19 protein-coding genes are annotated in these 23787 nt (G+C 66.0%); 15 read left to right on the top strand and 4 right to left on the bottom strand.

Annotated elements, in window-relative coordinates:
• The first annotated feature begins 65 nt into the window (after window positions 1–65).
• From PFX90_RS11940 to PFX90_RS11950, 3 genes are all read left to right on the top strand, one after another.
• Window positions 66–731 carry an RNA polymerase sigma factor gene (locus PFX90_RS11940; protein ID WP_285712698.1) on the top strand — a complete coding sequence of 222 codons (666 nt, stop codon included), beginning with the start codon at window positions 66–68 and terminating at the stop codon, window positions 729–731.
• 107 nt (window positions 732–838) lie between these two features.
• Entirely contained in the window at window positions 839–2548 is a 1710-nt protein-coding gene (locus PFX90_RS11945) for a vWA domain-containing protein (RefSeq protein ID WP_285712699.1), read from the top strand.
• 21 nt (window positions 2549–2569) lie between these two features.
• The gene (locus PFX90_RS11950; protein WP_285712700.1) at window positions 2570–3604 is read left to right on the top strand and encodes a tetratricopeptide repeat protein; all 1035 of its coding nucleotides are present in this window, start codon (window positions 2570–2572) and stop codon (window positions 3602–3604) included.
• 19 nt (window positions 3605–3623) lie between these two features.
• Here PFX90_RS11950 and PFX90_RS11955 read toward each other — a convergent pair whose 3' ends face one another.
• Window positions 3624–4379: a helix-turn-helix domain-containing protein gene (locus PFX90_RS11955; RefSeq protein WP_285712702.1), complete on the bottom strand. Its 756-nt coding sequence runs from the start codon at window positions 4377–4379 to the stop codon at window positions 3624–3626.
• Window positions 4380–4560: 181 nt separating this feature from the next.
• Here PFX90_RS11955 and PFX90_RS11960 point away from each other — a divergent pair, with 181 nt between their 5' ends.
• Both PFX90_RS11960 and PFX90_RS11965 read left to right on the top strand, forming a co-directional pair.
• Entirely contained in the window at window positions 4561–6699 is a 2139-nt protein-coding gene (locus tag PFX90_RS11960) for a marine proteobacterial sortase target protein (protein ID WP_285712704.1), read from the top strand.
• On the top strand, window positions 6699–7313 hold the full coding sequence (locus tag PFX90_RS11965) for a class D sortase (RefSeq protein WP_285712854.1): 615 nt from the start codon (window positions 6699–6701) through the stop codon (window positions 7311–7313). Before PFX90_RS11960 ends, PFX90_RS11965 begins: the two co-directional genes overlap by 1 nt.
• Before the next feature lie 44 nt (window positions 7314–7357).
• Here PFX90_RS11965 and PFX90_RS11970 read toward each other — a convergent pair whose 3' ends face one another.
• Window positions 7358–8026: a TetR/AcrR family transcriptional regulator gene (locus PFX90_RS11970; protein WP_285712706.1), complete on the bottom strand. Its 669-nt coding sequence runs from the start codon at window positions 8024–8026 to the stop codon at window positions 7358–7360.
• A 174-nt stretch (window positions 8027–8200) separates the two neighbouring features.
• On the opposite strand from PFX90_RS11970, the gene PFX90_RS11975 reads away from it, so the two are divergent.
• The 3 genes from PFX90_RS11975 to PFX90_RS11985 all read left to right on the top strand — a co-directional run bounded on the left by PFX90_RS11975 (window position 8201) and on the right by PFX90_RS11985 (window position 10329).
• The gene (locus PFX90_RS11975; protein WP_285712707.1) at window positions 8201–8725 is read left to right on the top strand and encodes a cupin domain-containing protein; all 525 of its coding nucleotides are present in this window, start codon (window positions 8201–8203) and stop codon (window positions 8723–8725) included.
• The gene (locus PFX90_RS11980; RefSeq protein ID WP_285712708.1) at window positions 8722–9417 is read left to right on the top strand and encodes a DUF4386 family protein; all 696 of its coding nucleotides are present in this window, start codon (window positions 8722–8724) and stop codon (window positions 9415–9417) included. The genes PFX90_RS11975 and PFX90_RS11980 overlap by 4 nt, the downstream gene beginning before the upstream one ends.
• A gap of 108 nt (window positions 9418–9525) precedes the next feature.
• Entirely contained in the window at window positions 9526–10329 is an 804-nt protein-coding gene (locus PFX90_RS11985; protein ID WP_285712709.1) for a MipA/OmpV family protein, read from the top strand.
• Between the two features lie 3 nt (window positions 10330–10332).
• Here PFX90_RS11985 and PFX90_RS11990 read toward each other — a convergent pair whose 3' ends face one another.
• The gene (locus tag PFX90_RS11990; RefSeq protein WP_285712710.1) at window positions 10333–10914 is read right to left on the bottom strand and encodes a TetR/AcrR family transcriptional regulator; all 582 of its coding nucleotides are present in this window, start codon (window positions 10912–10914) and stop codon (window positions 10333–10335) included.
• A 99-nt stretch (window positions 10915–11013) separates the two neighbouring features.
• Here PFX90_RS11990 and PFX90_RS11995 point away from each other — a divergent pair, with 99 nt between their 5' ends.
• The 6 genes from PFX90_RS11995 to PFX90_RS12020 all read left to right on the top strand — a co-directional run bounded on the left by PFX90_RS11995 (window position 11014) and on the right by PFX90_RS12020 (window position 20494).
• Window positions 11014–11238: a tautomerase family protein gene (locus PFX90_RS11995; RefSeq protein ID WP_285712712.1), complete on the top strand. Its 225-nt coding sequence runs from the start codon at window positions 11014–11016 to the stop codon at window positions 11236–11238.
• 243 nt (window positions 11239–11481) lie between these two features.
• The gene (locus PFX90_RS12000; protein WP_285712713.1) at window positions 11482–12492 is read left to right on the top strand and encodes a zinc-dependent alcohol dehydrogenase; all 1011 of its coding nucleotides are present in this window, start codon (window positions 11482–11484) and stop codon (window positions 12490–12492) included.
• Window positions 12493–13401: 909 nt separating this feature from the next.
• Complete coding sequence (locus PFX90_RS12005; protein WP_285712714.1) at window positions 13402–14658, top strand: MFS transporter; 1257 nt, start codon at window positions 13402–13404, stop codon at window positions 14656–14658.
• Window positions 14659–14715: 57 nt separating this feature from the next.
• The gene (locus tag PFX90_RS12010) at window positions 14716–15771 is read left to right on the top strand and encodes a LacI family DNA-binding transcriptional regulator (protein WP_285712715.1); all 1056 of its coding nucleotides are present in this window, start codon (window positions 14716–14718) and stop codon (window positions 15769–15771) included.
• A 233-nt stretch (window positions 15772–16004) separates the two neighbouring features.
• Window positions 16005–18449 carry a TonB-dependent receptor gene (locus PFX90_RS12015; RefSeq protein ID WP_285712716.1) on the top strand — a complete coding sequence of 815 codons (2445 nt, stop codon included), beginning with the start codon at window positions 16005–16007 and terminating at the stop codon, window positions 18447–18449.
• Between the two features lie 86 nt (window positions 18450–18535).
• Window positions 18536–20494, top strand: coding sequence for a glycoside hydrolase family 97 protein (locus PFX90_RS12020; protein WP_285712717.1), 1959 nt, complete (start codon window positions 18536–18538; stop codon window positions 20492–20494).
• Between the two features lie 357 nt (window positions 20495–20851).
• Here PFX90_RS12020 and PFX90_RS12025 read toward each other — a convergent pair whose 3' ends face one another.
• Window positions 20852–21865 carry an AraC family transcriptional regulator gene (locus tag PFX90_RS12025; RefSeq protein WP_285712718.1) on the bottom strand — a complete coding sequence of 338 codons (1014 nt, stop codon included), beginning with the start codon at window positions 21863–21865 and terminating at the stop codon, window positions 20852–20854.
• A gap of 108 nt (window positions 21866–21973) precedes the next feature.
• Between PFX90_RS12025 and PFX90_RS12030 the strand changes: the two genes are divergently transcribed.
• Window positions 21974–23776, top strand: coding sequence for an amidohydrolase (locus PFX90_RS12030; RefSeq protein WP_285712719.1), 1803 nt, complete (start codon window positions 21974–21976; stop codon window positions 23774–23776).
• Window positions 23777–23787 lie beyond the last annotated feature (11 nt).

Here is a 23787-nt window from a genome sequence, read left to right on the forward strand (position 1 = left end):
CGCTTCCGGCGCGGCGAGCAAGCCGAAACCCTCGATGGTGGTGATTGCGGCGCCGACCGGAGAAGATGCAAGACGGCTGCATTTGGCGGCGCTGGATCGCGATGTCATTGCGCCATGCGGCCGATGGTGCGGACTACGGCAAGATTCCCGTTGCCGCGCGGCGCTTTGGTGGCAATCTGCCGGCCATGACATCGGCAGAGGGCGAGACGGACGGCGCTTTGGTGGCGGCCGCTGCGGGGGGCGACCGTGATGCCTTCGGCACACTGCTCGAGCGCCATTACGACGCCATCCACCGCCTTGCCTGGCAGATCACGGGATCCCGCACTGACGCGGACGACATATCGCAGGACGTCTGCTGCACGCTGGTGGCCCGCATCGGCGATTTCCGCGGCGACGCCAGGTTCTCGACCTGGCTTTATGCGATCGTGGTCAATCAGTGCCGGGCGCATCATCGGCGCCGCAGCGCGATCAGGCGGCTGGCGCAGGGCCTCGAAACGATGGTCCGGTTCTCCTCCGCTTCCGACGGACGCGACGCCTATGATGCCGCCTGGCTGAAAAGCGCGATCGCACGGCTGAAGCCGGACCTGCGCGAAACGGCCGCTCTGGTGGTGGGGCAGCAGCTCTCGCACCGCGAGGCGTCGGAGGTTCTGGGGGTGGCCGAGAAGACAATCTCCTGGCGCATGCACGAGGTCCGGCGGCTCCTGTCGGGCACCGGAACCGACGCGCCATGACGGGCCTTCAGAAAAAATTTCACGCCGCCGCCAAGGATTTTCCGGCGAGCGCTCTCTCAGGGACATGCGGCACTTTTCCTGTGCCGCTGTCTGGAAGGAGAGCTCGCATGAAGAATCTATCCCGATGGGCCGCGCTGGCTGCGCTGGCCACCTTGGCGGTCGCCTGCGCCGGTCCGAACGAGAAAGTGGGGCGCAACGGCGCTGTCAGAGAGGAAGCATCGACCGCGGTCGATTTGGCCGAAGTGCCGCCCCCGCCTGCCGACATGGCAACCCGTGCGAGCCCGCAGCTTGCCATCGCGCCGGCTCCGATCGTCGTGACCGGCTCGCGGGTCGCTGGCGTCTCCCCGCCTGTCTTCAATGAACAGCGGGGGTATTACTACGATCAGGGACGCGACCGATTTCCCTCGGCCGAGCAGAACACGTTCAAGGCCGTAGGGCAGGAGCCGATTTCGACCTTCTCGATCGATGTCGATACCGCCTCCTACAGCTTCATGCGCGCCTCGCTCACCCAAGGCGTCCTGCCGACGCCGCAGGCGGTGCGCGCCGAGGAGATGATCAACTACTTCGCCTATGATTACCCCGCACCCGTCTCGCGCGAGCAGCCGTTCAGCACCACGGTGGATGTGTTCCCGAGCCCGTGGACCAAGGGGCGCAAGATGGTGCGGGTCGGCATCAAGGGGTACGAGCTGCCGGCCTCCGCCCTGCCGCGCGCGAACCTCGTGTTCCTGATCGACACCTCGGGCTCGATGAACGCGCCGAACAAGCTGCCGCTGGTCCAGCGCTCGCTGCTGATGCTGCTGGAGCGGCTGGGCCCCGAAGACAATATCGCGATCGTCACCTATGCCGGCAGCGCCGGTGTCGCCCTGCCGCCCACGCCGGTGCGCGACAAGGCACGTATCGCGTCGGTCATCGAAAGCCTGGGCTCTGGCGGCAGCACCGCCGGCGCGGAAGGCATCCGCCAAGCCTATGCCCTGGCCGCGCGCAATCTCGATCCCAAGGGCGTCAATCGCGTGATCCTTGCCACCGACGGCGATTTCAACGTCGGCATCACCAGCACCGAAGAGCTCAAGGGCTATGTCGAGCGCGAGCGCGAAAAGGGCATTTTCCTCTCGGTGCTGGGCTTCGGCATGGGCAATTACAACGATGCCCTGATGCAGGCGCTGGCGCAGAACGGCAATGGCAATGCAGCCTATGTCGATACCGTCGGCGAGGCGCGCAAGGTGCTGGTCGAGGAGGCGACCTCGACGCTGTTCCCGATCGCCAAGGATGTGAAGATCCAGATCGAATTCAACCCCGCCACGGTCGCCGAATACCGCCTGGTCGGCTACGAGACCCGGATGCTGAAGCGTGAGGACTTCGAGAACGACAAGGTCGATGCGGGCGAGGTCGGCTCGGGGCAGAGCGTGACGGCGCTCTACGAGATCGTTCCGGTAGGCGGCCCGAGCGCGCTGGGTTCGCTTCGCTATGCGGCGCAGCGCAAGGCTGCCGGGTCTGCCGCCGACGAATACGGCTTCGTGAAGATCCGCTACAAGCGCCCCGATGCATCGGTGAGCAAGCTGCTTTCGACACCGATTGGCCGTTCGCGCGAGGTTGCGAGCTTCGAGGCCGCGCCGCGCGATGCGCGCTTCGCGGTGGGCGTGGCGACCTTCGCCGAACTGCTGCGCGGCGGGCGTTACACCGGGGCGATGACCTACGCCGATGTCCTCGAAATGGTCACGCCGGCGGTGGGCCGCGACGAGTTCGGCTATCGCACCGAGTTCGTGCAGCTCGTCCGGGGTGCCAAATCGGCCGCGTCGATGGCAAGATTGGGAGAGTGATGGTGCCGGGTCGGAGATACGATGGCGGACAATGATGACCTGACCGGGTTATTCCCCGACCCGCCCCCGCCCGATGGCGACCGGCGCAGCAAGGCGATCGAGGCCGCGCTGCGCCGGTTCGACCAGGCACACGCACAGCCGGATGGCGATGACGGGGCGATGCCGCCTGCTTCCCCGGCGGCGCCGAACAGGACGAAATTTGCGGTGCTGGCCAGCGCCGCGCTGGTGGTGATGGTGACCGTTCCGCTGCTCATGACGCAGCGCTTCGGGCCGGATTCGCTTGTTCAAGCGCCATCACCCCCGGCAAACGAGCGGATCACGGCGGTCGACATTGCCGAGCCTCCGGCCCCGGGCGAGGTTCCGCCGCCTCCCGTGTTTGAGGCCGCGCCTGCCGATGCGGCCGCGCCTCCGGCACCGCCGCAGGCGATGATCGCGCCTCCGGCAGTGGCGCCACCAGCCGAGAACCGCGCGGAGGCACCAGCGCCGCCGATTGCCGTAGCCGCGCCGCTGGCGGTCCAGCCACCGGCCCCGCCGCGCGCTTCGCCGCGTCAGGAGAGTGCCGAGCGCGCCGATCCGCTGGTCGTGACCGGATCACGCGTGTCGCGATCCGGAACCGCGCAACCCGCTCGGGATCGCACGCGTTCTGCAACGGGGCGCCAGATCAGGTCGTGGCAGGAATGCACCATTGCCGATGAGCGGAGAAACGCGCGCATCTGTGCGGCGCAGCTTCGCGCAGCGCCTGGCGCTGAAGAGATTGCGCGTGGCCTCACGTTGTCGTTTCGCGGCGACGACAGGGATGCTGCGAAGGCTTTCGATCGGGCGCTCGCAGCAGCGCCGGGTTCCACCAACGCGCTTCTCAATCGCGCGCTTGTCCGCCAGCGCCTTGGTGATCTGGACGGCGCCCGGGCGGATTTGGATCGGGCCATTCGGTCCAGCCCCGGCGATGCGAGAGGCTACTACTTCCGCTCGCTGCTGTTCAGACGGACCGGCGCCGGTGAGGCGGCCGATGAAGACCTGCAAAAAGCGATCGATCTTGCGGGCGACGGAGCGCAGTAGCACCTTCGGCGCTGGCAGTTCACGCGTACCAGCGGCAGAAGTCGCTTGCGAGGGCTTCGTCAAGAATGCGGCGATAGGGCGCGTAGCTCTCGTGCTCAGCGGCGAGCACGCCGAAGTGGGGCGTGTCCACCTGTTCGATCGGCACCAGCGCGATCGGGCAGGCTACGGGAAACAGCTGCGATCCCGGCCCTGCCTGGAGCGTCGAAAGCAGGCCGAACATCCGCCGCTCGCGCGTTGCCCGCCCCAGCATGACAAGCCGATATTGTCCTTCCTCGCTGGTGACCAGATAGGTGTGGCCGGACAAATTGGGCATGGCGACAAAGCCGGTCTGGGTAAATGGCCGGTCGACCCGCTCGCTTTCGCTGAAGCCGAGATGTGCGCCCTTGCTGTCCCAGAAGATCCGGGTGCAATAGGAATAGATGGCGCCTTCCTTGCTGAAGGAAGGTCGCAAGGTCAGATAGGCGCCCTCGATCCAGCGCACGGCCGGGCGGCCATAGGAACCCATGTGCCCCGGAGAGAGCGCTGGTTCCGGCAGACCGGCATGCTCGGCGCTGTCGGACCGCAGCGGTGTGCCGAGCACATCCTCGATCCGGATCACCGTCGCCAGCGAAAAGGGGCGGCTGCCGGACAGCGCCTTTTCGAGAGTCGAAAGGCTGATCCGGGCCATGTCGGCGAGCGCCTGGCGCGAGATCCGTCGCCGCGCCAGTTCTTCGCGAAGGCGCGCGGCGATCCGGTCGTTCTCGCCGCTGTGCAGTTGCCCCTCATCGCCGTGCATGATGCCCTCCGTGCCGGACGTTCCCGCACAAAAACGTAATCGCGTCAAGGAACAGGCAAAGAACCGCCGCTTTCAGCCACCGGCCGCAGCGACGCGGCCGACATTGGCAAAGCTTTCGCGTGGCGGTGCGGCATCACGCCTGTCTAGCGGAAAGGCTCCACGAGAAGACGGAGCCTTTGCCATGCCGATGCGTCACGACCCCCGCCACGCGATTTCCTCCGCAACGCACCTGCGGACAGCGCTTGCTGCAATCGGCCTTGTCGGCCTGTTGCTGAGCGGGATGGCCGCAGCCCAGGCCCGTGCGGCCGAGGCTGACGATCCCGCCGCGGGCGGAGCGCTCCTGCTCGAAGCGCGCGGCGCGAAGGATGGCGCGCGGGCGGCGCTGCCCGCTGTGCGGCTCGGCACCGACATCGATGTGACGGTGAACGGTCCGGTCATGCGGGTGCGCATGACGCAGGCCTTCCGCAACACCAGCAAGGACTGGATGGAGGCCACCTATCTCTATCCGCTGCCCGACGACGGAGCGGTGGACACGCTCAAGATGGTCGTCGGTCAGCGCGTGATCGTCGGGCGGATCAAGCGCCGCGCCGAGGCGCGCGACATCTACGAGCGCGCCAAGGCGCAAGGGCAGCGCAGCGGCCTTGTCGAAGCCGACCGGCCGAACCTCTTCCGCACCAATGTCGCGAATATCGGCCCGGGCGAGACGGTGCTGATCGCGATCGAATACCAGGCCCCGGTGCGCCAGCTGGGCGGCGAATACGCGATGCGTCTGCCGCTGGTCGTCGGCCCGCGCTACGTTCCGCCGAGCAGCCTCGCGACGGCTGGCGGGCGCCGCGATGCCGACCGCATCACCGCCCCACTGGCACCCGAGGGGGCATCGCTCAACCCGGTTTCGATCACCATCAACCTCGCCCCGGGCTTCGTGCCCGCCAACATCGTCAGCCCCTATCACCGCATCAGCGTGGTCGATGCGGGGCCGGCCGCGCGCGCGGTCACGCTGGCGGCGGGCGAGGAGCCGGCCGACCGCGATTTCGAACTGCGCTGGCGCTCGGCGAGTGCCGACCCCACCCTCAGCCTGTTTCGCCAGGCGCTGGGCGGCCAGAACTACGTGATGGCGACGATCACCCCGCAGACCGATATCCGGCCCGCCGCCGTGCCTGCGCGGGAAATGATCTTCGTGATCGACAACAGCGGCTCGATGAGCGGCAGCTCGATGGAGGCCGCCAAGCAGAGCCTGCTCCACGCACTCGGCACCCTGCGGCCGCAGGACACCTTCAACGTGATCCGCTTCGACGACACGCTGACCCAGCTGTTCGATCGCCCGATGCACGCGAGCGCCGAGCAGGTGGCGCTGGCGCGCAAGTTCACCACCGGGCTCGAGGCCTCGGGGGGAACCGAGATGCTGCCCGCGCTCCAGGCGGCGCTGGTCGATGCCGACCCGGCCGGCAAGGGCGTGCGCCAGATCATCTTCCTCACCGACGGAGACCTCTCGAACGAGGCGGACATGATGGCCGAAATCGCCGCGCACGGCGGTCGCAGCCGGGTGTTCACCGTCGGCATCGGCTCGGCCCCGAACAACTACCTCATGCGCCGGATGGCCGAAGCCGGACGCGGCACCTACACCAACATCGGCGATGGCGACGAGGTGCTGGCGAAGATGACCGCGCTGCTCGACCGGCTCAAGGCGCCCGCTGTGCACGATCTGGTGGTGCGCGTGGAAGGCACGCCGCTCGTTCTCGTGCCCCGCGCCCTGCCTGATCTCTACGCCGGCGAGCCGCTGGTGCTGCTGGGCAAGGGGGACAAGCTGGATGGCGTCCTGGTCGTCAGCGGCATGATCGGCAACCGGCGCTGGAGCCAGCGCATCGATCTGGGCGCGGCAACCGACAGCCCGGCGGTCGCCCGGCTCTGGGCGAGCCGCAGCATCGCCGACGTCGAGGCGCAGCGCTGGTCCGGGCAGATCGAGGAGGACGCCGCGGACGAAGCCATCGCGCAGCTGGGCTTGGCCTTCGACCTGGTGACCACGCAGACCAGCCTGGTGGCGGTCGACGAGACCCCGGCCCGCGCGAAAGGCGCGCGCCTCACCAGTGAAGACCTGCCGCTGATGCTGCCGAAGGGCTGGAACTTCGATGCGCTGCTGGGCAAGGGCGCGCCTGCTGCGGCCGATGCTGCGGGCCTTCCCGAGATGGAGCAGGAGATGGACCTGCCGCAAACCGCGACCGGCTTCCTCGGCGCGCTCCAGCGCGGGCTCGCGATGCTGGCGCTGGGCCTTCTGGGTCTCATCGTCGCGCTGCGCCGGGGCTCGAGGGAGTCCCGCCAGTGATGCGCTTCATCATCGCCGCCGCCTCGCTCGCGCTGTGCGTCGGCGGGACGACCAGCCTTGCCGGAGGTGCTGCGGTTCCGATCGGGGCGAAGCTCGCGCAGCACCGCCTGCGTGAAATGTTCGAATTGCGGTTGAAGGCGACCGGGCAATCCGCGCCGGCCGCTTCGGCCCTTTTGCCGAGGGGCCCGTCCGGAGCAAGGGCCGTCCCTGCTCTGCCCGGCAACGGGCCGGTCGCGCGGATCGTGGCCCGGCGGCTCGGGATCGATGTCATCGTGCTTGCCGGAAAGGGCACCCACGATGAGCTCGCCAGCGGCCCGGCCATGATCGCCCGGACCGACGTTGCCAACCCGGTGACGGTCATGGCAGCCCACCGCGACACGCACTTCCTGTTCATTCGCGACCTGCGCGTTGGCGACGATGTGAACCTGCAACTGGTGAACGGCGTGACCGAGCGCTACCGCGTCATCCGCTTCGAGACGGTGCGCTGGGACAGCTTCGCCTACCCGCTCGATCCGTCCCGCCCGCTGCTGGCGTTGACCACGTGCTTTCCTTTCGGGGGCACGGAGTATGGCGGCCCGTGGCGCCGGGTGGCGTGGGCTGAACGGGTGGGTTAACGCGACGCTGTTAGCAGCAGTCATCATCGCCGCTGCATCGCGAATCAGGGCCGATCCTCGCCCTCTGGCCTCTCGGAGTAGACCGCCACGGCCATCGCGCGGATGGCGAGCCGCACCCGCTCCCAGTCCGCCGGATCGCGCAAGGGAAGGCCCGCGAAACCTCCCGTCGCCGCGCCGGCAAGCACCATCTGTTGCACTGCCGCGATCAGGACGGCGTTGGTGGCGGGAGCGTCGATGCCCGGGGGAGGGGCGATGTCGCCGCGCAGCCGCGCGATCCAGTCGGCAAGGGCGCGGCTGCGGGCCTGGGCGAAGGACCGGGTGAGCGCATTCGGCTCCGACAACTCCCAGGCGATGATGCGCTGCATCAGGGGATTGGCTCTGAGGACATCCACCAGGGTTTCGAGCAGCCCCGCGACCAGCTCGGCATAGTTCGTCGCTGCCGGGCCCGGGGTAGCCGAAAGCGCCTCCTCGATGGCGCGCGCGACGTCGGTGCCGAGCGCCTCGGCAAGGCCATCGAGGCCGCCGAAATAGCGGTAGATCAGCTGCTTGTCGCAACCGGCAGCCCGCGCGATCGCATTCACCCCCCAGGCGCCGAAGCCTTTCTCGACAAGCACATCGCGGGCGGCCGAGATGATCGCCTCCTCCGTCCGCGAGCGATCACGCCCGCGGTCAGGGGCTGCCTGAGAAGAGGAGGAAGAGGTTGAGGCGGGCACTGTCATCCTTCCTACCTAAGCGCATCGCCCCCCGGTTTCCAGAGTTAAATCACCGGTCGGTGACAAAAATGCTTGCTCATGTCACCAGTCGGTGATATCCGCTTTGTCACCACTTGGAGACAAACTATGCCAACGCATCCTTCACCCCGGCTTCCCACCGACATACGCAACCCTGTGACAAGGGACCGGATCACCTTTCTCGCCTCGCCCCTGTCGGGTGACGGGGCCGAGCTGCGCTTCCGCTGCACCCTCCCGCCCCGCGGCGAGGGCGCCCCGCTCCACAAGCATGACACCATGACCGAAACCTTCGCGGTCGAATCGGGCGTGCTGGAAGTGAGCCTCGCGAACGGCCGGAGGATCCTGCTGCGGGCAGGGGAGGCCATCGCCATCCCTCCGGGCACCCCGCACGGCTTCCGCAATCCCGGCGACGCGCCGGTCACCTTCCTCACCACCGCCGACGAGGGCGAGGGGCTCGAGACCTTTCTGCGCGGGATGTATGCGCTCGCCGCAGCGGGCGAGACCACGGCAGCGGGGATGCCGCGCGATCCCCGCGCGATCGGGCTGCTGCTCGGTTACGGCAATCTGGTGATGGTCGGCGTGCCGCGCGGCTTGCAGAATGCACTGCTCGGGCTGCTCGGCTGGGCCGCGCGCCTGACCGGCACAGACCGGCGGCTTGCTCATCTGGTGCGCCAGCCATGACTCCCGCTCGTCCCGCCCTCGGCACTGCCACCATCGCGCTCGCGATCCTGTTCAACCTGCCTTACGCGCTGCTCGCCGCCAGTTTCGATTACCCCGCGATCCTGCGCCACCCACCCGCCGAGGTGCTTGCGCGGTTTGGCGAGGGCGGCGCGGGGCTGGTGTTGACCTGGTATGCCTTTGCACTGGCTGCGCTGGCCCTGACGCCTCTCTCTGTCGGTCTTGCGATCACGCCGCGGCGATTGGCGGAACAGCCGGCGCTGGCGGCCAGTGCGGCGCTGGTCGGCGCGCTTGCCGGTCTGACGCAGGCCATCGGTTTGATGCGCTGGGTGTTCGTCGTCCCCGAGCTCGCGCGGACGGCGGTATCGGGCGCTCCGACCGACGCAGCCGTCGCCGGGCATGCCTTCGCCGTGATCCATGCCTATGGCGGGGCGGCGATCGGCGAGCATCTCGGCCAGCTCCTGACTGCCCTGTTCGTCGCTCTGCTGGCGATTATCCAGTGGCGCGAAGGGCGCCGCACCGCCGCCGCCCTCGGCTTGCTGACCGCTCCGCTACTGGTGCTGGGGACAGGCGAGGGACTGATGCTGGCGCTGGGCCGCGATGGCGAGACCTTCGCGCTCCTGACCATCGCCGGATTTCTCGGCCTCACCGTCTGGCTGATCGCCACCGGCCTCGGGCTGCTGCGCCGCGGCTGACCGCCCGCATTCCACCTGAATTTTCCGCGTTTTTCACCCCGCCAAGGTGCGGCCGCGACGGCCCGCGCCAGGCTTCCTCTCGCCGTCGCACAACACAAGGACAATGCCATGAAGACTGCCTCTCTCTCCCGCCTCGCCCCGATCCTCGCCCTCGCTCTGCCCTCGGCAGCTTTCGCCCAGGACGAGACTTCGGACAGCAATGACGTCTCCGGCTACGCCACCCTCGGGATTGCCGCCGTGCCCGATTACGAGGGCGCGGATGACTACCAGATCCTCCCTCTCGTCGACGGCAGGGTCACTTTCGGGGAACGCTACGTCGCGATCCAGGGCACCGCGATTAGGGCCAATGTGATCGCCGCCGAAGGGTTCGAGTTCGGCCCCGTCGCCAACTTCACCTTCGGCCGCGATGCCGACATCAAGAACGCTACCGTTGCCGCTCTCGGCCGGATCAAGGATGCCTATGAAGTCGGCGCCTTCGCCGCGAAGACCTTCGGCCTTGCGGGGAACGACAGCCTGCGGCTCGCGGTGCAGGTCGTGCACGATGTGAGCGACGTCCACGGCGGCTACGTCATCACCGCTAGCGCGACCTATGCCGCACCCGTCGGCGAGCGGCTTAACCTGCTGTTCGATCTCGGCGCAAGCTACGCCAGCGACGATTATGCCGAGACCTATTTTGCGGTCACTCCGGCGGGTGCTTCCGCCAGCGGGCTGCCGCAGTTCGCCGCCGAGGGCGGCCTCAAGGACGTGGGCGCGCAGGTCACCGCCAGCTACCGCATCGGCGACAACTGGGGCATCGCCGCGACCGCCGGCTATCGCCGCCTGCTGGGCGACTTTGCCGACAGCCCGGTGGTGACCTCGGGCGGCAGCGCCGATCAGCTGAGCGGCGGGGTGGGGGTGTTCTTCACCTTCTGAGGCTCAGTCGCCGCCCAGAGGGGAACGGAGCGATGCTGCGAAACTTTCGGCAATGGCCGAGTAGACCGCATCGCTCCGGCTTGCCCTTGCGAGGGTGCGCGCCCCTTCGAGGGCGGCGATGAGCGCTTCTGCCAGAGGGCGCGGCGTGGCGACGCCGCAAGCCGCGAAGTGGGTGGAGACGCCTTCCACCCACGCCTCCAGCCCCGCATTGACCAGCGCGGTCAGGTGCGGATCGCCCGGCGCTCTCTCGGTCGCGATGTTCTGCAAGGCGCAGCCCAGAGTGAAATCGCTCGCGCGCATTTCCTGCGCGAAGCCGGCGCAGAGCAGCCGGACGAAGCCTGTCGCATCCCCCGGCGTCGCTGCTGCCGCAGCAGCGATCGCCGCCACCCCGCGCGCGGCAAAGCGCTCCGCGATTTCGGCGGCGAGCTGATCCTTGCCGCCTTTGAAGTGGAAATAGAACGATCCCTTGGGCGACCCGCTCTCCTCGATGATCTGCGCAAGCCCCGTCGCGGCAAAGCCCTGGCGGCGGAACAGGTCTTCGGCGGTGGCAAGCGCCTTGTCGCGGGCATCGGAGGTGCGGGGCATGGCAGGGGCCTAGCACAGGGCGCTTGACGAATCTATGGCGATCATCATAGTATGGTGATTGCCATAGTATTGTGGCTCCGCAAAAAAAGGATCACATCCATGCCGCTCGTCCAGATTTCCATCCCCGCCGGCTCGCTCTCGCAGGAGCAAAAGAGCCTCATGGTCGCCAAGGTCACCGATGCCTGCGTCGAGGCCGAGGGTGTTCCCGCCGTCCGCCAGTTCACATGGGTGCACATCAACGAAGTGCCCGACGGTGGCTGGGGCATGGCTGGTCGGGCGCTGACGCTCGAGCAGATGAAGGCCGCGCTGGCGCCGCGCGGATGAGCGCGGCCGTGCCTGAAACTGGGGTGTCCCGCCGTGCCGTCCTTGCGGGCAGCGCGGCGGCCACCGCCGCGCTCGCGCTCCCACAGGTGGCGCTGGCGGGAGGGCCGACCCCTTTCCCGGCGCTCGTGACGGTATCCTCCGTCACGGCGGAGGATACCGCTTCCCTGGCCCGCCTGATCGGAGCCATCGGCGCCGCCGCTGCCTCGTGTGGTGCAGACCACGCGCGGACATGGGTGCTGGTCGGTGCGTGAGCTGATGTTCCTCGCGCCAGGCCAGCTCGCCTGGCGCGAGCGGGCCGAACCGCGCATTATCGACTCCACTGATGCGCTGGTTCGGCCCATTGCCGCGACCACCTGCGATCTCGACCGGCTGATCATCCGCGGCGAGACCCCGTTCCGCGGGCCCTTTGCCATCGGCCACGAATGTGTCGCCGAGGTGGTCGCGGTGGGCGAGGCGGTTACCTGCTTTCGCGCGGGCGACCGGGTGGTGGTGAACTGGCATATCTCCTGCGGACATTGCCACCACTGCACCACACGCCTCCCCAATGCCTGCCTCACGCATCAGCCGGGCGCGATGTACGGACTGCCGGGGCTTGGCGACTGGGGCGGGATGTTCAGCGATCTGCTGCGTGTGGTCGAGGCGGATGTCGCGCTCACCCGGCTGCCCGCCGGGGTAAATCCGGCCATCGTTGCCAGTGCGGGCGATAATCTCCCTTTCGCCTGGGAGTTCACGATCCCCCATCTCGCCGAGGCTCCGGGTGCGGAGGTGCTGGTGATGGGCGGTTGCGGCTCGATTGCGCTCTATGCCGTGATGTTCGCGCTGGCGGGCGGCGCGACGCGGGTCGAATACCGCGATACCGACCGCACCCGCCTCGAGATCGCATCGCGCTACGGCGCCGATGTCGTCGAAGGCCCGCCGCCGCGCCGCGCCGGAGCCTTTCCGATCGTGGTCGATGCGAGCGCCGATCAGGCGTCCCTGCTATGCGCCCTGCGCTCGGTTTCGCCCGAGGGCATCGTTTCCTCGGTCGGCGGGCATTTCGGCGATGTCTCCATGCCGCTGTTCGAGATGTATCAACGCGGCGTGCGCTTCTACACCGGCCGGGGACGCGGCGGCCCGAATGTTGCCGAGGCGCTGGAATGGGTGGCGCAAGGCCTCGTCGACCCGGCTCCGGTCATATCCTGCATTGCCCCGTTCGACGAAGCGCCGGCCGTGCTCGCCGAGGGACATATGAAGCCGGTACTGATCCGGAGCTGACCTTCAAGGACTGCATTGTCGACGCGCTCCGAACAGACCTCATGCAGCACACGGCCCAGCTGCTCGACCGGCAGGCGCGCCGGGGTGCTGAACAGGCAGAAAAAGCCCTCTGAAATTCAGAGGGTTTTGTGAAAGATCCGGACGTTTGGGGAAGGGGGCTGGAGCGGGTAGCGGGAAGCCAAAAGTTGGCATATCTATCTAAAATCGAGAAGAAATTTATGAACGTTGAATTTTCTTGGCCCCCAACCGGCGCCCTAAACTTGCTGGATGCATGTGGAAAACTTGGGACAGTCCGGTTCGGATTCGAAGGTGGGAATCGTCAATCAGATTCGGATAGCCAACCTTGATACAGTTGTGACGATTTTTCAGCGATATAGCGTCCAGTTCATCGGATTCGATTGGCAAGTTGGATTTGATTGAGAAGCTGCCACATCCATTTTTGCCGTTTTCGGGTTTTGAATCAGAGTGGTAAAATTGCGACCTGTCGCGTACGGTGTGCTTAAGTTTCGGACTTTTCAGCTAGAGCCCAGCCCCCAACTCGACCAGAAAATCGGAGTTTGAACACGTTGACCCTAGGATCGCCCCGCGCAGGGGACCAGCGGGTCTCAAATTGCCGGTTCTGGGACATTTCTGCCAGTTGTTCCTGCGTGCTTGAATGACCGATTTCGCCATTATCGGTCAGTCGGCTTCGGCTTGGGTTCTGCAGGAGGCCGAAATGCAGCAACCGGCCCGGTTCCGGCCATTCCAAGGATCGCGTGCCGCTACGAAGTTCTTTCCGCTTGAATGTCAGGCTTGCCTTTGCGCAATCAGTTGGAACGCGGACGGGGCGATGTGCGGGGCGCAAGTGAACTGATGACGTCTAAGGGGCAGCTGCCAGCTCTCACGAACTCGCGCCTGCTCAGTCTGAGCATGGGCTATCTCGGGCTGCAGATTACCTTCGGGATCGAAAGCGCCAGTCTCAGCCGACTCTACCAGACCTTCGGCGCCGGGGTCGATGACCTGGCCTTCTTGTGGCTGGCGGGCCCCGTCGCAGGGCTCGTGGTCCAGCCTCTTGTGGGGCGTTGGAGCGACTTTACCTGGACCCGCTGGGGACGGCGGCGGCCCTGGATCATGGGTTCGGGCGCGATGGCTGTGGGCGCACTCGTCGGCATTGCCTATGCGCCGAGCCTGGCATGGGCGATTGCCATGGTCTGGCTGCTCGAGGTCGCGATGAACGCGCTCAATGCACCCTATCGCGCGCTGGTGGGCGACACGATGCCGTTGCATCAGCAGGGCCGCGGCTTCGCCATGCAGACCGTGTTCATCGGACTGGGTGCGTTTCTCGGCGCAATGACCCCCAAGCTGCTGAGCCTCGCTGGGGTTGCCAACATCAGCGCGGCGGCTGCGACGCCGGAATCGATCCGCATTGCCTTCCTGCTCGCCGCGGGGTGCCTAGCCCTGTCGGTGGGCGGCACGGTGCTTAGCATCCGCGAACATGGCCGCGAGGATTATGCCCGGTTCGGCATTGCCGTCGCCGAACGCGCGCGGAAACGGGTGCTGTTGGCAGCCCGGGTCCGCTCGTCCCTTGCGATGCTGGCACCGTTCCGGCGGATCGCGGCGATGCAGTTCTTCGCCTGGGCCGCGCTTTACCTGTTCTGGGTCTATGCAACGCCGATCGTGGCGATGGGGGTCTTCGGCGCTTCGAGCGTCCAAGATCCGCGATATGGCGCGGGCGCGGATTGGGTGGGTGTGATGTTTGCCACCTACAACGGCGTTGCAGGGCTGTTCGCCTTCGTTCTTCCGCGCCTGTTCGACCGCTACGGCGTGACCGCCGTCCATGCTGGTGCGCTGATGGTGGGCGGAGCGGGTTTCGCCGGCGTGGCGGTCGCGGGAGCGCCGGCGATGCTGATCGCCTGCGCGGGCTTGATTGGCATTGCCTATGCATCGCTGATCAGCGCGCCTTTCGTGCTGGCAAGCACGCTGGTCGCCCGCAGCGAAGCAGGCACCGCCATCGGCCTGATGAACGTCTTCATCGTCGCCCCGCAGCTCGTCATGGGCTTCGCGGCGGGCGCGGTCATCGGGTGGCTTTCTCCCGGTTCGCCCGACAACGCCTTGCTGATGGCCGGGCTGCTCTGCGTTGTTGCAGCCATCATCTGTGCCGGCAGTCCGCGTGCGTCCACCCCCTGATCTTGCAAGTTGCATAACTTTGTCTGCAATTGCAAAAGGCGGGGCACGGAGGACGGGATGGACGAAGCAGAAACCCGCAAGTTCACTCTCAAGGATATTGCTGCCGAGCTGGGCTTGTCGACGGCCACGGTCTCGCGCGCGATTGCCGGAAATACCGCGATCAGCGAGGAAACCCGCGCATCGGTGGTGCAGGTCGCGGCGCGCATGGGGTATCAGCCGCTCCAGCGTGCGCGCAAGGCCGCACCCGGCCAGCGGGGTCTGGCGGAGCAGGTCTGCGTCGTGCTGCCGGTTGCATTGGGGCTCGGCGGCCAATTGGGCAACCCGTTCGAGCTCACGTTGCTCGGCGGCATCGGTGCTGCCCTCCGCGAACGCCGCCGCGATTTCTCGATTTGCTGGCAGACCCCGCATGACGATCAGAGCCTCGCCGAGTTCGTCAAGGAGGCGCCCTATCGCGGGTTCATCTTCTTCGGCCAGTCGCAGTTCCACGATACGCTGAACCGTCTCGCCGCGACCCATGTGCCGATGGTGGTGTGGGGCGTCGAGACCGAGGACCAGAAGTATTGCTCGGTCGGCACCGACAATTTCGACGGCGGGTTCCGCGCGACCCGCCACATGATCCGCACCGGCCGCAAGCGCGTGGCCTTTTTCGGCTCGATGCCCCCCATCGCCGAGGCGCGCACTGCGCTCTCGCAGATCGCGCAGCGGGTGGAAGGCTACAAGGCGGCGCTCGCATCGGAGGGGCTGAGTTACGATCCGGAGATCGTCCAGACGCCGCTGTCGAGCCGTTACGAGGGGGCGGATTCGGTCGAGAACCTGATCGAGCGGGGCGTTGTCTTCGATGCGATCGTCGCCGCTTCGGACATCATCGCGCTGGGGGCGATACAGGCCCTTCAGCGCTATGGACGACGGGTGCCCGAGGATGTGGCCGTGATCGGCTATGACGACATCGATGTCGCTTCCTTCTCCAGCCCGCAGCTGAGCACCGTCCGACAGGACGTGATCAAGGCGGGCAACATGCTGGTGTCGAAGGTGCTGCGAATGATGGATGGCCACCGCGCCACCTCCGAACGCCTGCCGACCGAGCTCATCATCCGAGGATCGTGCGGAGCATGAGGCGCAGTTGCGGATTTACCTGCAAGAATCTTATGCAAAAAGTGAGATCAGCTGCTGCCCAGAACTCACAAAAAAGCAGTTATATCAATTTGATATGAACATTCTGCGACTGGCGAGGTGTGCAACTGATCTCGCCATTGCATAAAATTATTGCAAACGATTGCAGAGATCAGCGAAAAGCCCCTCACCAAGGCGGCCGAAAATGAGTCGCCTGTCACGCAATGAGGGGTGTCATGAAAGTTTCCACGCGCATTGCCGCGCTCTCCAGCGCTGCGCTCCTTGCTCTTGCCGCACCGGCTTACGCACAGCAGGCTTCGACCGATTCCGCACCGGACGATGCCGCGTCCAGCGACGATCTGGGCCTGTCGGAAATCGTTGTCACCGGTGCCAACGCCGGCCGCAAAAAGCTCGAGACGTCCTACGCGATCACCACGCTGAACCAGGACGATTTGCGCGAACGGGCGCCGCTCAGCATCGCCGAGGTCTACGCCACCGCGCCCGGCATCTTCGCCGAGGCTTCGGGCGGCGAAATCGGCAACAACGTCTATTCGCGCGGGCTTCCCAACGACAACTTCCGCTACGTGCCGGTGCTCGAAGACGGCCTGCCGGTGTGGGAGGAGGGCGCAGGCGCGTTTACCAACGCCGACATCTTCTACCGGGTCGATTCCACCATCGCCAGCGCCGAGATCGTGCGCGGCGGTTCGGCCTCGATCCGCGCCTCGAACGCGCCGGGCGGGGTGCTCAACGTCATCACCAAGAAGGGCACCGAGGAGCTCGAAGGGCTGGTGAAGCTCGAGTGGGGTGACTTCGACCACTACCGGGGCGACTTCAATCTCTCCGGCCCGATCAACGACAAGCTGCTGTTCAATGTCGGCGGGTTCTACCGCGCCAATAACGGGATGCGCGACCCCGGCTTCACCGGCAACCGCGGCGGTCAGTTCCGCGTCGGCCTGACCTATCTGCTGGACGACGGCGAAATCTATGTCGGCTACCGCAAGCTCAACGATCACAACATCTTCTACACCGCGATCCCGCTGGCGAGCCGCAGCCGCGGCCTGCCGGGCCTCGACGCGGGTGACGGCACGGTCGTCTCCAATGCGTTCCGCAACATCAGCGTGCCCGACCTGTTCGGCACCGGCACGACCTCGATCGATCTCGGCAATGGGGTGCACACCGACACCGACACCTTCACGGTCACCTTCGACAACCAACTCAACGACTGGCTGAGCGTCAGCGCCAAGGGCCGCTACACCGGCGGCGTGGTCGATTTCAACGCGCTGTTCAGCGACTCCGTGTCGGGCGCGCAGGCCTTCCTCGACAATTCGCTCACCCGCCTGCGGGCGGCCAATCCGGCGACGGTGCGCGCGGCCTATTTCGACGCCAACACCGGCGCGGCCATCCCCACCGCGAACATCGCCAACGGGCTGACGCTGACCCAGAGCCTGTTCTCGACCCTGGTCGATGTCGACAATCTCGTCGGCGATCTGAGCTTCACTGCCAAGACCGGTGCCAACACGCTGACCGTCGGCTACTATTACAGCCAGTTCAACCAGCGCCAGCAGTGGAACTGGAACAACCTGCTGACCGAGGCGACCAATCAGCCGCGCTCGATCGACGTGATCGGTCTGGATGCGGCGGGCAACCGCACCATCGGCCTCACCCGCAACGGCATCGTTGGGCTCCACAGCAACCTTCAGGACTTCCGCGACGATGTGACCATCAATGCGGTCTACCTTGCCGACACGATCGAGGTGAGCCAGGCGCTGCGGATCGATCTGGGTGTGCGCTATCACCACGTCAGCAAGACTGGGACCATCGCCCGTTCGGCAACCCGCAACCTCGGTGATCCCACGACGATCCTCGACGATGCCGTGCCGGTGCTGACCGGGGCGATCACGCCCTACACCTTCAGCACCGGGCAATGGGCCTTCTCGGCCGGGGCGAACTACACCTTCAGTCCCGATCTCGCCGCCTTCGCCCGCTACAGCCGCAGCTTCCGCGTGACGCCGGAGTTCTCGCAGTGGTTCAACTGCTGCAACCCGGTGGAAGACCGGATCGATCTGGTCGAAGCGGGCGTGAAGTATTCCTCGCCCAAGGTCTCGGCCTTCGTCACCGCCTTCTACAACAACTTCCCCAACGTCTCGTTCAACAACATCGTGGCGGGCAATGTGGTGACGGCTGATGCTGCTGCGCGCTCATACGGGGTGGAAGCGGAAGTCGCGCTGCGGCCGGTGGAGATCTTCGAGCTCAACCTGTCGGGCAACCTCCAGTCGATCACCTACACCGGCTTTTCGGGGACCGACGCCAACGGGCCGTTCGACTTCAGCGGCAACCGCATCGTGCGCCAGCCGGCGGTAACCTTCTCGGCGCGGCCGATCCTGCACCTGCTCGATGGCCAACTCGACCTGTTCGGGAACGTCGTCTACACTGGCAAGCGCTATGCGGACGTGTCGAACCGGATCGATCTTCCCGCCTTCACCGAAGTCAGCCTCGGCGGGCGCTGGAACATCACCGACAACCTCTCGGCCGACGTGATGATCAACAACCTGTTCGACACAGTGGGCCTGACGGAAGGCAACCCGCGCGCGGGGGTGATCGTCGGCGTCGACGAAGCCGCCTTCCAGGGCCGTCCGATCTTCGGCCGGCGGGTGCGCGCGGGCGTAACCTTCCAGTTCTGATCGGGACTGTCGATGTGAATTTGCGTTTTCGAAGCTTCTCGACCTTGGCCGCGGCGGTTCTGACCGCTGCGGCCATTTTTTTCGCCTTGCCGGCCGCGGCCCAGGAATGGCACAGCGTGCCCTCGCCGGACGGGCGGCTGACGGTCGAGTTCGCGGTCGACCGGGGCGAGGCGGTCTACCGCGCAAGCTTTCGCGGAAAGCCGATTATCGATCGCTCGCTGATGGGCTTCCGCTTCAAGGACGCAGCTCCGTTGGAAGGGGGCTTCACGCTGAAGGAGGCGGAGCGCTCCACCCGCGACACGACCTGGGAACAGCCGTGGGGCGAGCAGCGCCTGATCCGCGAGCGCAGCAATGATCTTGCGGTGACCTTGGCTGCGGCGGATGGGCGGCAGCTCAGGATCGAGTTCCGGGTCTTCGACGACGGCTTTGGCTTTCGCTACATCCTGCCCGGAACGCCCGACGAGCGTTTCGTCATCAGCGACGAGCTGACCCAGTTTGCCTTCGCGCAGAACTACCGCGCGTGGTGGATCCCGGCTTATCGCGAGAAATTCTCCGAATACGAATATTCCCGCTCGGCCCTGTCTGCCGTTTCGGTGGTGCAGACCCCCTTCACGCTCGAGGGCGAAGGCGTGGCATTGGCCATCCACGAGGCAGCGCTGGTCGATTATGCCTCGATGAACCTCAGGATGATCGCCGACAACACGCGCACGCTGCAAGCGGACCTGTCGCCTTGGTCGAACGGCGACCGGGTGCGGGGGCGTAGTGGGCTTAAGACCCCGTGGCGCGCGGTGCTGGTGGCAGATGATGCCGCGCAGCTTGCCAATTCGACCCTGATCCTCAACCTCAACGAGCCCAATCGCCTTGGCGACGTGTCCTGGGCCAGGCCGATGAAATACATCGGCATCTTCTGGGGCATGCACATCGGCCGCTTCACGTGGGAGCCTGGTCCCGATCACGGCGCAACCACCGCGCGTGCGAAGGAGTATATCGACTTCGCCGCCGCGAACGGCATCGAGGGCGTGTTGATCGAAGGCTGGAACAAGGGCTGGGACGCGCCGCAGTGGTGGCTCAATGGCCACTCCCGGTTCAGCCAAACCGAGACCGCCGACGACTTCGACATCGACGCCGTCGCAGCCTACGCGAAGGAGCTGGGCGTCGCCATCGTCGGGCACCATGAAACTGGGGCGCAAGTGCGTGATTATCTCGCCCAGCTCGATCCGGCGCTGGCCTTCTACAATCGCTACGGGGTCTCGGCGATCAAGCTCGGCTATGTCGGGACGCGGCTCGACATGACCGAATGGCCTGACGGGCAATATGCGGTCGAGAGCTTCCAGCAAGTGGTCGAGGCCGCGGCGCGGCGCCGGATTGCGATCTTCCCGCATGAGCCCGTCAAGGACACGGGCCTGCGCCGCACCTGGCCCAACCTGATGAGCCGCGAAGGCGCGCGCGGGCAGGAATACAATGGCGGCAGTCCCGACACTGGCAATGCGCCCGATCACGTCGCGATCCTGCCCTTCACACGAATGCTGTCCGGCCCGCTCGATTACACACCCGGTGTCTTCGGCTTCGACTACCGCGCCAAGCGCCCCTTCAATCGCGTGCCATCGACGCTGGCGCAGCAACTGGCGCTGTTCGTGGTGCTCTATTCCCCGGTGCAGATGGCGGTGGATCTGCCCGAGAACTACGCCGGCAATCCCGCCTTCGCCTTCATCCGCGCGGTGCCCACCGACTGGGAGCGCAGCGTCACGTTGCAAGGCGCCATCGGCGATTATGTGGTGACGGCAAGGAAGGACCGCCATAGCGATGACTGGTTCGTGGGCGCGCTGACGAACGAGAAAGCCCGCAATCTCGCATTGCCGCTTACCTTTCTCGCGCCCGGGCGACGTTACGAGGCGATCATCTATGCCGACGGCGATGGCGCCAACTGGAAGAGCGCGCCGGAGCGGGTTGCCATCAGCAGGCGGATTGTCACCTCGACGACGGTGATGGGCCTCACTCTGGCTCCGGGCGGCGGTCAGGCAATCCAGTTTCGCGCAATCAAGTAGCTCCGCGAGGCAAGCCGCACTCGCGGAACCGACCCAGTTTCAATCATCAGCGGGTTCGGGTGTCGATCGCAAAAGCGGCCCGACCGCTTTCGGCGAAAGCAGACGTCGCCGTTGATGCTGAGGAATGTCCGGGTCTGGGTCGGCAGCAGCCGGAAGGTCTTGGGACTTTGCTGCCGGTCCAAATTGACATGTCGAATGGCTGGTTTTGCCAAGATCTTCCGATTAGCCTCGGCTTGAGGGCCGCCTAGAGCCGGTGGTCCGCAGGCGACTTCGAGGTCGTTGTTAAACTGCTTTCAGCATGGCCACATCAAGCGATATGCCGTTCCAGCGCGGCCGAACTAGGCGCATTCAGTATCGTTAACTCCCCAACCGCTTCATGTGCGGCGGTTGCCCGTTGGTCTGGCGATAGGCGCGCGAGAAGGAGCTGGCGTGGCGGTATCCGGTCAGTGACGTGACCTCGGCGATCTGCAGTCGGGTTGTTTGCAGCAGCTGGTGGGCGATCTGCATTCTTGCGTCGTTCTTGAGCGTGCGGAACGTCACCCCTTCGGCGACAAGCGCTCGCTGCAAGGTGCGCGGATGCATGGCGAGCGCGTCGGCGACATCTTCGAGCGAACAGGGCGCAGACCCAACGCGAGTGCGCAGGATCCGCTGCACTTGTGCCGAGATCTGCCCGCGGCGCGAAATATCCGGCAGGAGCCGGTCGAGATAGCTCGTCAGCACCGCAAGTAATTCGGGGTTGCCGGTGGGAATCGGAGTGGCGAGGTCGGCCTCGGGAAAGGCGATCTCGTCGAGCTGCGAGCCGAAGAACACCGGCGCATTGAAATAGCGGCGCATTGCAGGTGTCACAGCGATGTTGTCCGCGACGAAGTAGACGCCGATCGGACTCCAGTCCTGGCCGATGAGGGCCCGCACCGCCTGCACGCTCTTGGTGATGTTGTAGGCAACGATCTGCGTTCCCTCGCGCCGCTGCGGTGCCTTCCAGAAGCGCCGCAAGTGGGCAATGCCGTCCTGCCTCTGCAACTCCCAGTGCCCTGATTGGCTGTAGAGCGCGCGGTATTTGAGGAAGGTATCGATCGCATGGCCCACGGTGGGCGCGAAGGCGATCGTCTGGCTGATCATTCCGAACTGCAGCGGTCGTTGCGCCCGGGCGAGCCTGAAGCCGAAATCAGGACAGTTCTCGCCCGCTGCGACATCCTCCAGCAACCCGGTGATGTCGGCATAGTCGATCAGCCCGTGCTCTCCCGCAATCAGATCGGGATCGATCTTGCGTCGGCGCAGGTGCGGAAGGATGTCGAAGCCCGCCTCTGCCGCAACCTCGATGCAGCCAGCAAGCGCATCGATGCTGACAAATATTGCCGGGCGCGATGTCATCGCGACGCCTGCCTCACGCGGCAATTTTGTCGTCTTTTGCACATAGCCTGTCGCATAATGCTAAGCATGGCCGATCGCAACCGCGTAGAAATCAAGCCAGGGGAGAACATGAAGGCACACTACAAGCAGGCCTCAGGGTGGGTAATGGCTGGCGCGGCGATCGTCGCGCTGGGCGCTTGGCTGGGTGACCCGTCTCCTGCTCTGGCCGGGGATGACAGCGGCAGGGGTAACGAGCCCGCGAACCTCTATCTGAATGGCGATATCCTCACGATGGAAGGCGACAAGCCGACCTATGTCGAGGCGCTGGTCGAGCAGGACGGGGTGATCGTCTTCGCCGGTTCGCGTAGGGAGGCAGCACGGCAATACCCCAGGGCAGTGCGCCGGGATTTGCACGGGCGCGCTCTGCTCCCCGGCTTCATCGACGGCCACGGGCACCTCTATCTCACCGGCCTGCTGTTCTCCATGGCCAACGTCATGCCTGCTCCCGACGGGCCCGGGCGCGACCATCAGGCGTTGGTCGATGCCACGCGCGCCTGGATGGGAAGCGAGCAGGGCCGCCAGTTCATCGCCACCTTCGGCTGGGTGCTGGCCAACGGCTTCGATCATTCGCTGATGCCCGAAGGCGTGCCGCCGACCGCACAAGTGCTTGACCGCATCACCACCGACTACCCGGTGCTGATGCTGCACCAGTCTGGGCATATCGCCAGCCTCAACCGCAAGGCGCTGGAGGTGCTGGGCTTCAATCGCGACACCCCCGCGCCGCCGGGCGGGGTGATCCAGCGCGATGCTGCGGGCAATCCCAACGGCGTGATCGAGGAAGGCGCATTGCTGGCGGTGGCCAACCGCATCCTCGGCAAGACCGATGCGGCGACCGAAGCCTTGGTGATCGCGCGCGGTCAGGACCTCTATCTCCGCCACGGGTACACCACGGCGCAGGAAGGCCGGGCCTTTGCCAACATCACCGCTGCGCTCGAACGTGCGGCGGCGGGCAGGCAGTTGCGGCTGGATGTGGTGAGCTATGCCGACATCACGCTGAATGCCGACGCCATGACAACGCCCGCAGCAGGCGGCTATCAGAACGGCTACCGCATCGGCGGGGTCAAGATCTCGCTCGACGGATCGCCGCAGGCCAAGACCGCCTGGCTCACGCATCCCTATCACATCGCGCCGCCGCATGCCGAGGAAGGGTACAAGGGCTATCCGGCCATGCCCGATGCCCGCGCGCACGAGCTGTTTGCGCTGGCTGCCAGCAAGGGCTGGCAGATCATGTGCCACGCCAATGGCGATGCCGCGATCGATCAGTGCCTTGACGGGATCGACCATGGCCTTGCGCTCGTTCCAGGTCGCGACCACCGCAGCGTCATCATCCATGCCCAGACCATGCGCGCCGATCAGGTTGCGCGTCTGCGTATGCTCAACGGCATCCCGTCCTTCTTCGCCGCCCACACCTTCTACTGGGGCGACTATCATCGCGCCTCGGTGCTGGGAGAAGAGCGGGCAGCACGCATTTCACCGACGCGCGAGGCGGTGGCGGCGGGGCTGATCCTGACATCGCACCATGACTCCCCCGTGATCGCACCCGATGCGCTGCGGGTCGTGGATGCAACCGTGAACCGCACCACCCGCAGCGGCGCCGTGCTGGGGCCGGACCAGCGGCTCACGCCTTACGAGGCGTTGAAGGCGGTCACGATCTGGGGTGCGTTCCAGCATTTCGAGGAAGCGAGCAAGGGCACTCTGACACCGGGCAAACGCGCCGATCTGGTCGTGCTGTCGGCCAACCCAGTCAAGGTCGCGCCGGCCACCATCAAGGACATCCGCGTTGTCGCCACAATCAAAGACGGCGTCGCAGCCTTTTGCGACGCCGCACCCGGCCGTGACGCGATTTGTGAAAAGAAAACAGAGGGGAACTGATAAATGAATGT

The sequence above is a fragment of the Erythrobacter oryzae genome, assembly GCF_030271515.1.
GTDB classification, from domain to species: Bacteria; Pseudomonadota; Alphaproteobacteria; order Sphingomonadales; family Sphingomonadaceae; genus Erythrobacter; species Erythrobacter oryzae.

Coding starts and splice junctions, on each gene's coding strand:
- PFX90_RS11940 (WP_285712698.1), top strand. CDS start 66: ATGCAAGACGGCTGCATTTGGCGGCGCTGGATCGCGATGTCATTGCGC.
- PFX90_RS11945 (WP_285712699.1), top strand. CDS start 839: ATGAAGAATCTATCCCGATGGGCCGCGCTGGCTGCGCTGGCCACCTTG.
- PFX90_RS11950 (WP_285712700.1), top strand. CDS start 2,570: ATGGCGGACAATGATGACCTGACCGGGTTATTCCCCGACCCGCCCCCG.
- PFX90_RS11955 (WP_285712702.1), bottom strand. CDS start 4,379: ATGCACGGCGATGAGGGGCAACTGCACAGCGGCGAGAACGACCGGATC.
- PFX90_RS11960 (WP_285712704.1), top strand. CDS start 4,561: ATGCCGATGCGTCACGACCCCCGCCACGCGATTTCCTCCGCAACGCAC.
- PFX90_RS11965 (WP_285712854.1), top strand. CDS start 6,699: ATGCGCTTCATCATCGCCGCCGCCTCGCTCGCGCTGTGCGTCGGCGGG.
- PFX90_RS11980 (WP_285712708.1), top strand. CDS start 8,722: ATGACTCCCGCTCGTCCCGCCCTCGGCACTGCCACCATCGCGCTCGCG.
- PFX90_RS11985 (WP_285712709.1), top strand. CDS start 9,526: ATGAAGACTGCCTCTCTCTCCCGCCTCGCCCCGATCCTCGCCCTCGCT.
- PFX90_RS11990 (WP_285712710.1), bottom strand. CDS start 10,914: ATGCCCCGCACCTCCGATGCCCGCGACAAGGCGCTTGCCACCGCCGAA.
- PFX90_RS11995 (WP_285712712.1), top strand. CDS start 11,014: ATGCCGCTCGTCCAGATTTCCATCCCCGCCGGCTCGCTCTCGCAGGAG.
- PFX90_RS12005 (WP_285712714.1), top strand. CDS start 13,402: ATGGGCTATCTCGGGCTGCAGATTACCTTCGGGATCGAAAGCGCCAGT.
- PFX90_RS12010 (WP_285712715.1), top strand. CDS start 14,716: ATGGACGAAGCAGAAACCCGCAAGTTCACTCTCAAGGATATTGCTGCC.
- PFX90_RS12015 (WP_285712716.1), top strand. CDS start 16,005: ATGAAAGTTTCCACGCGCATTGCCGCGCTCTCCAGCGCTGCGCTCCTT.
- PFX90_RS12025 (WP_285712718.1), bottom strand. CDS start 21,865: ATGACATCGCGCCCGGCAATATTTGTCAGCATCGATGCGCTTGCTGGC.
- PFX90_RS12030 (WP_285712719.1), top strand. CDS start 21,974: ATGAAGGCACACTACAAGCAGGCCTCAGGGTGGGTAATGGCTGGCGCG.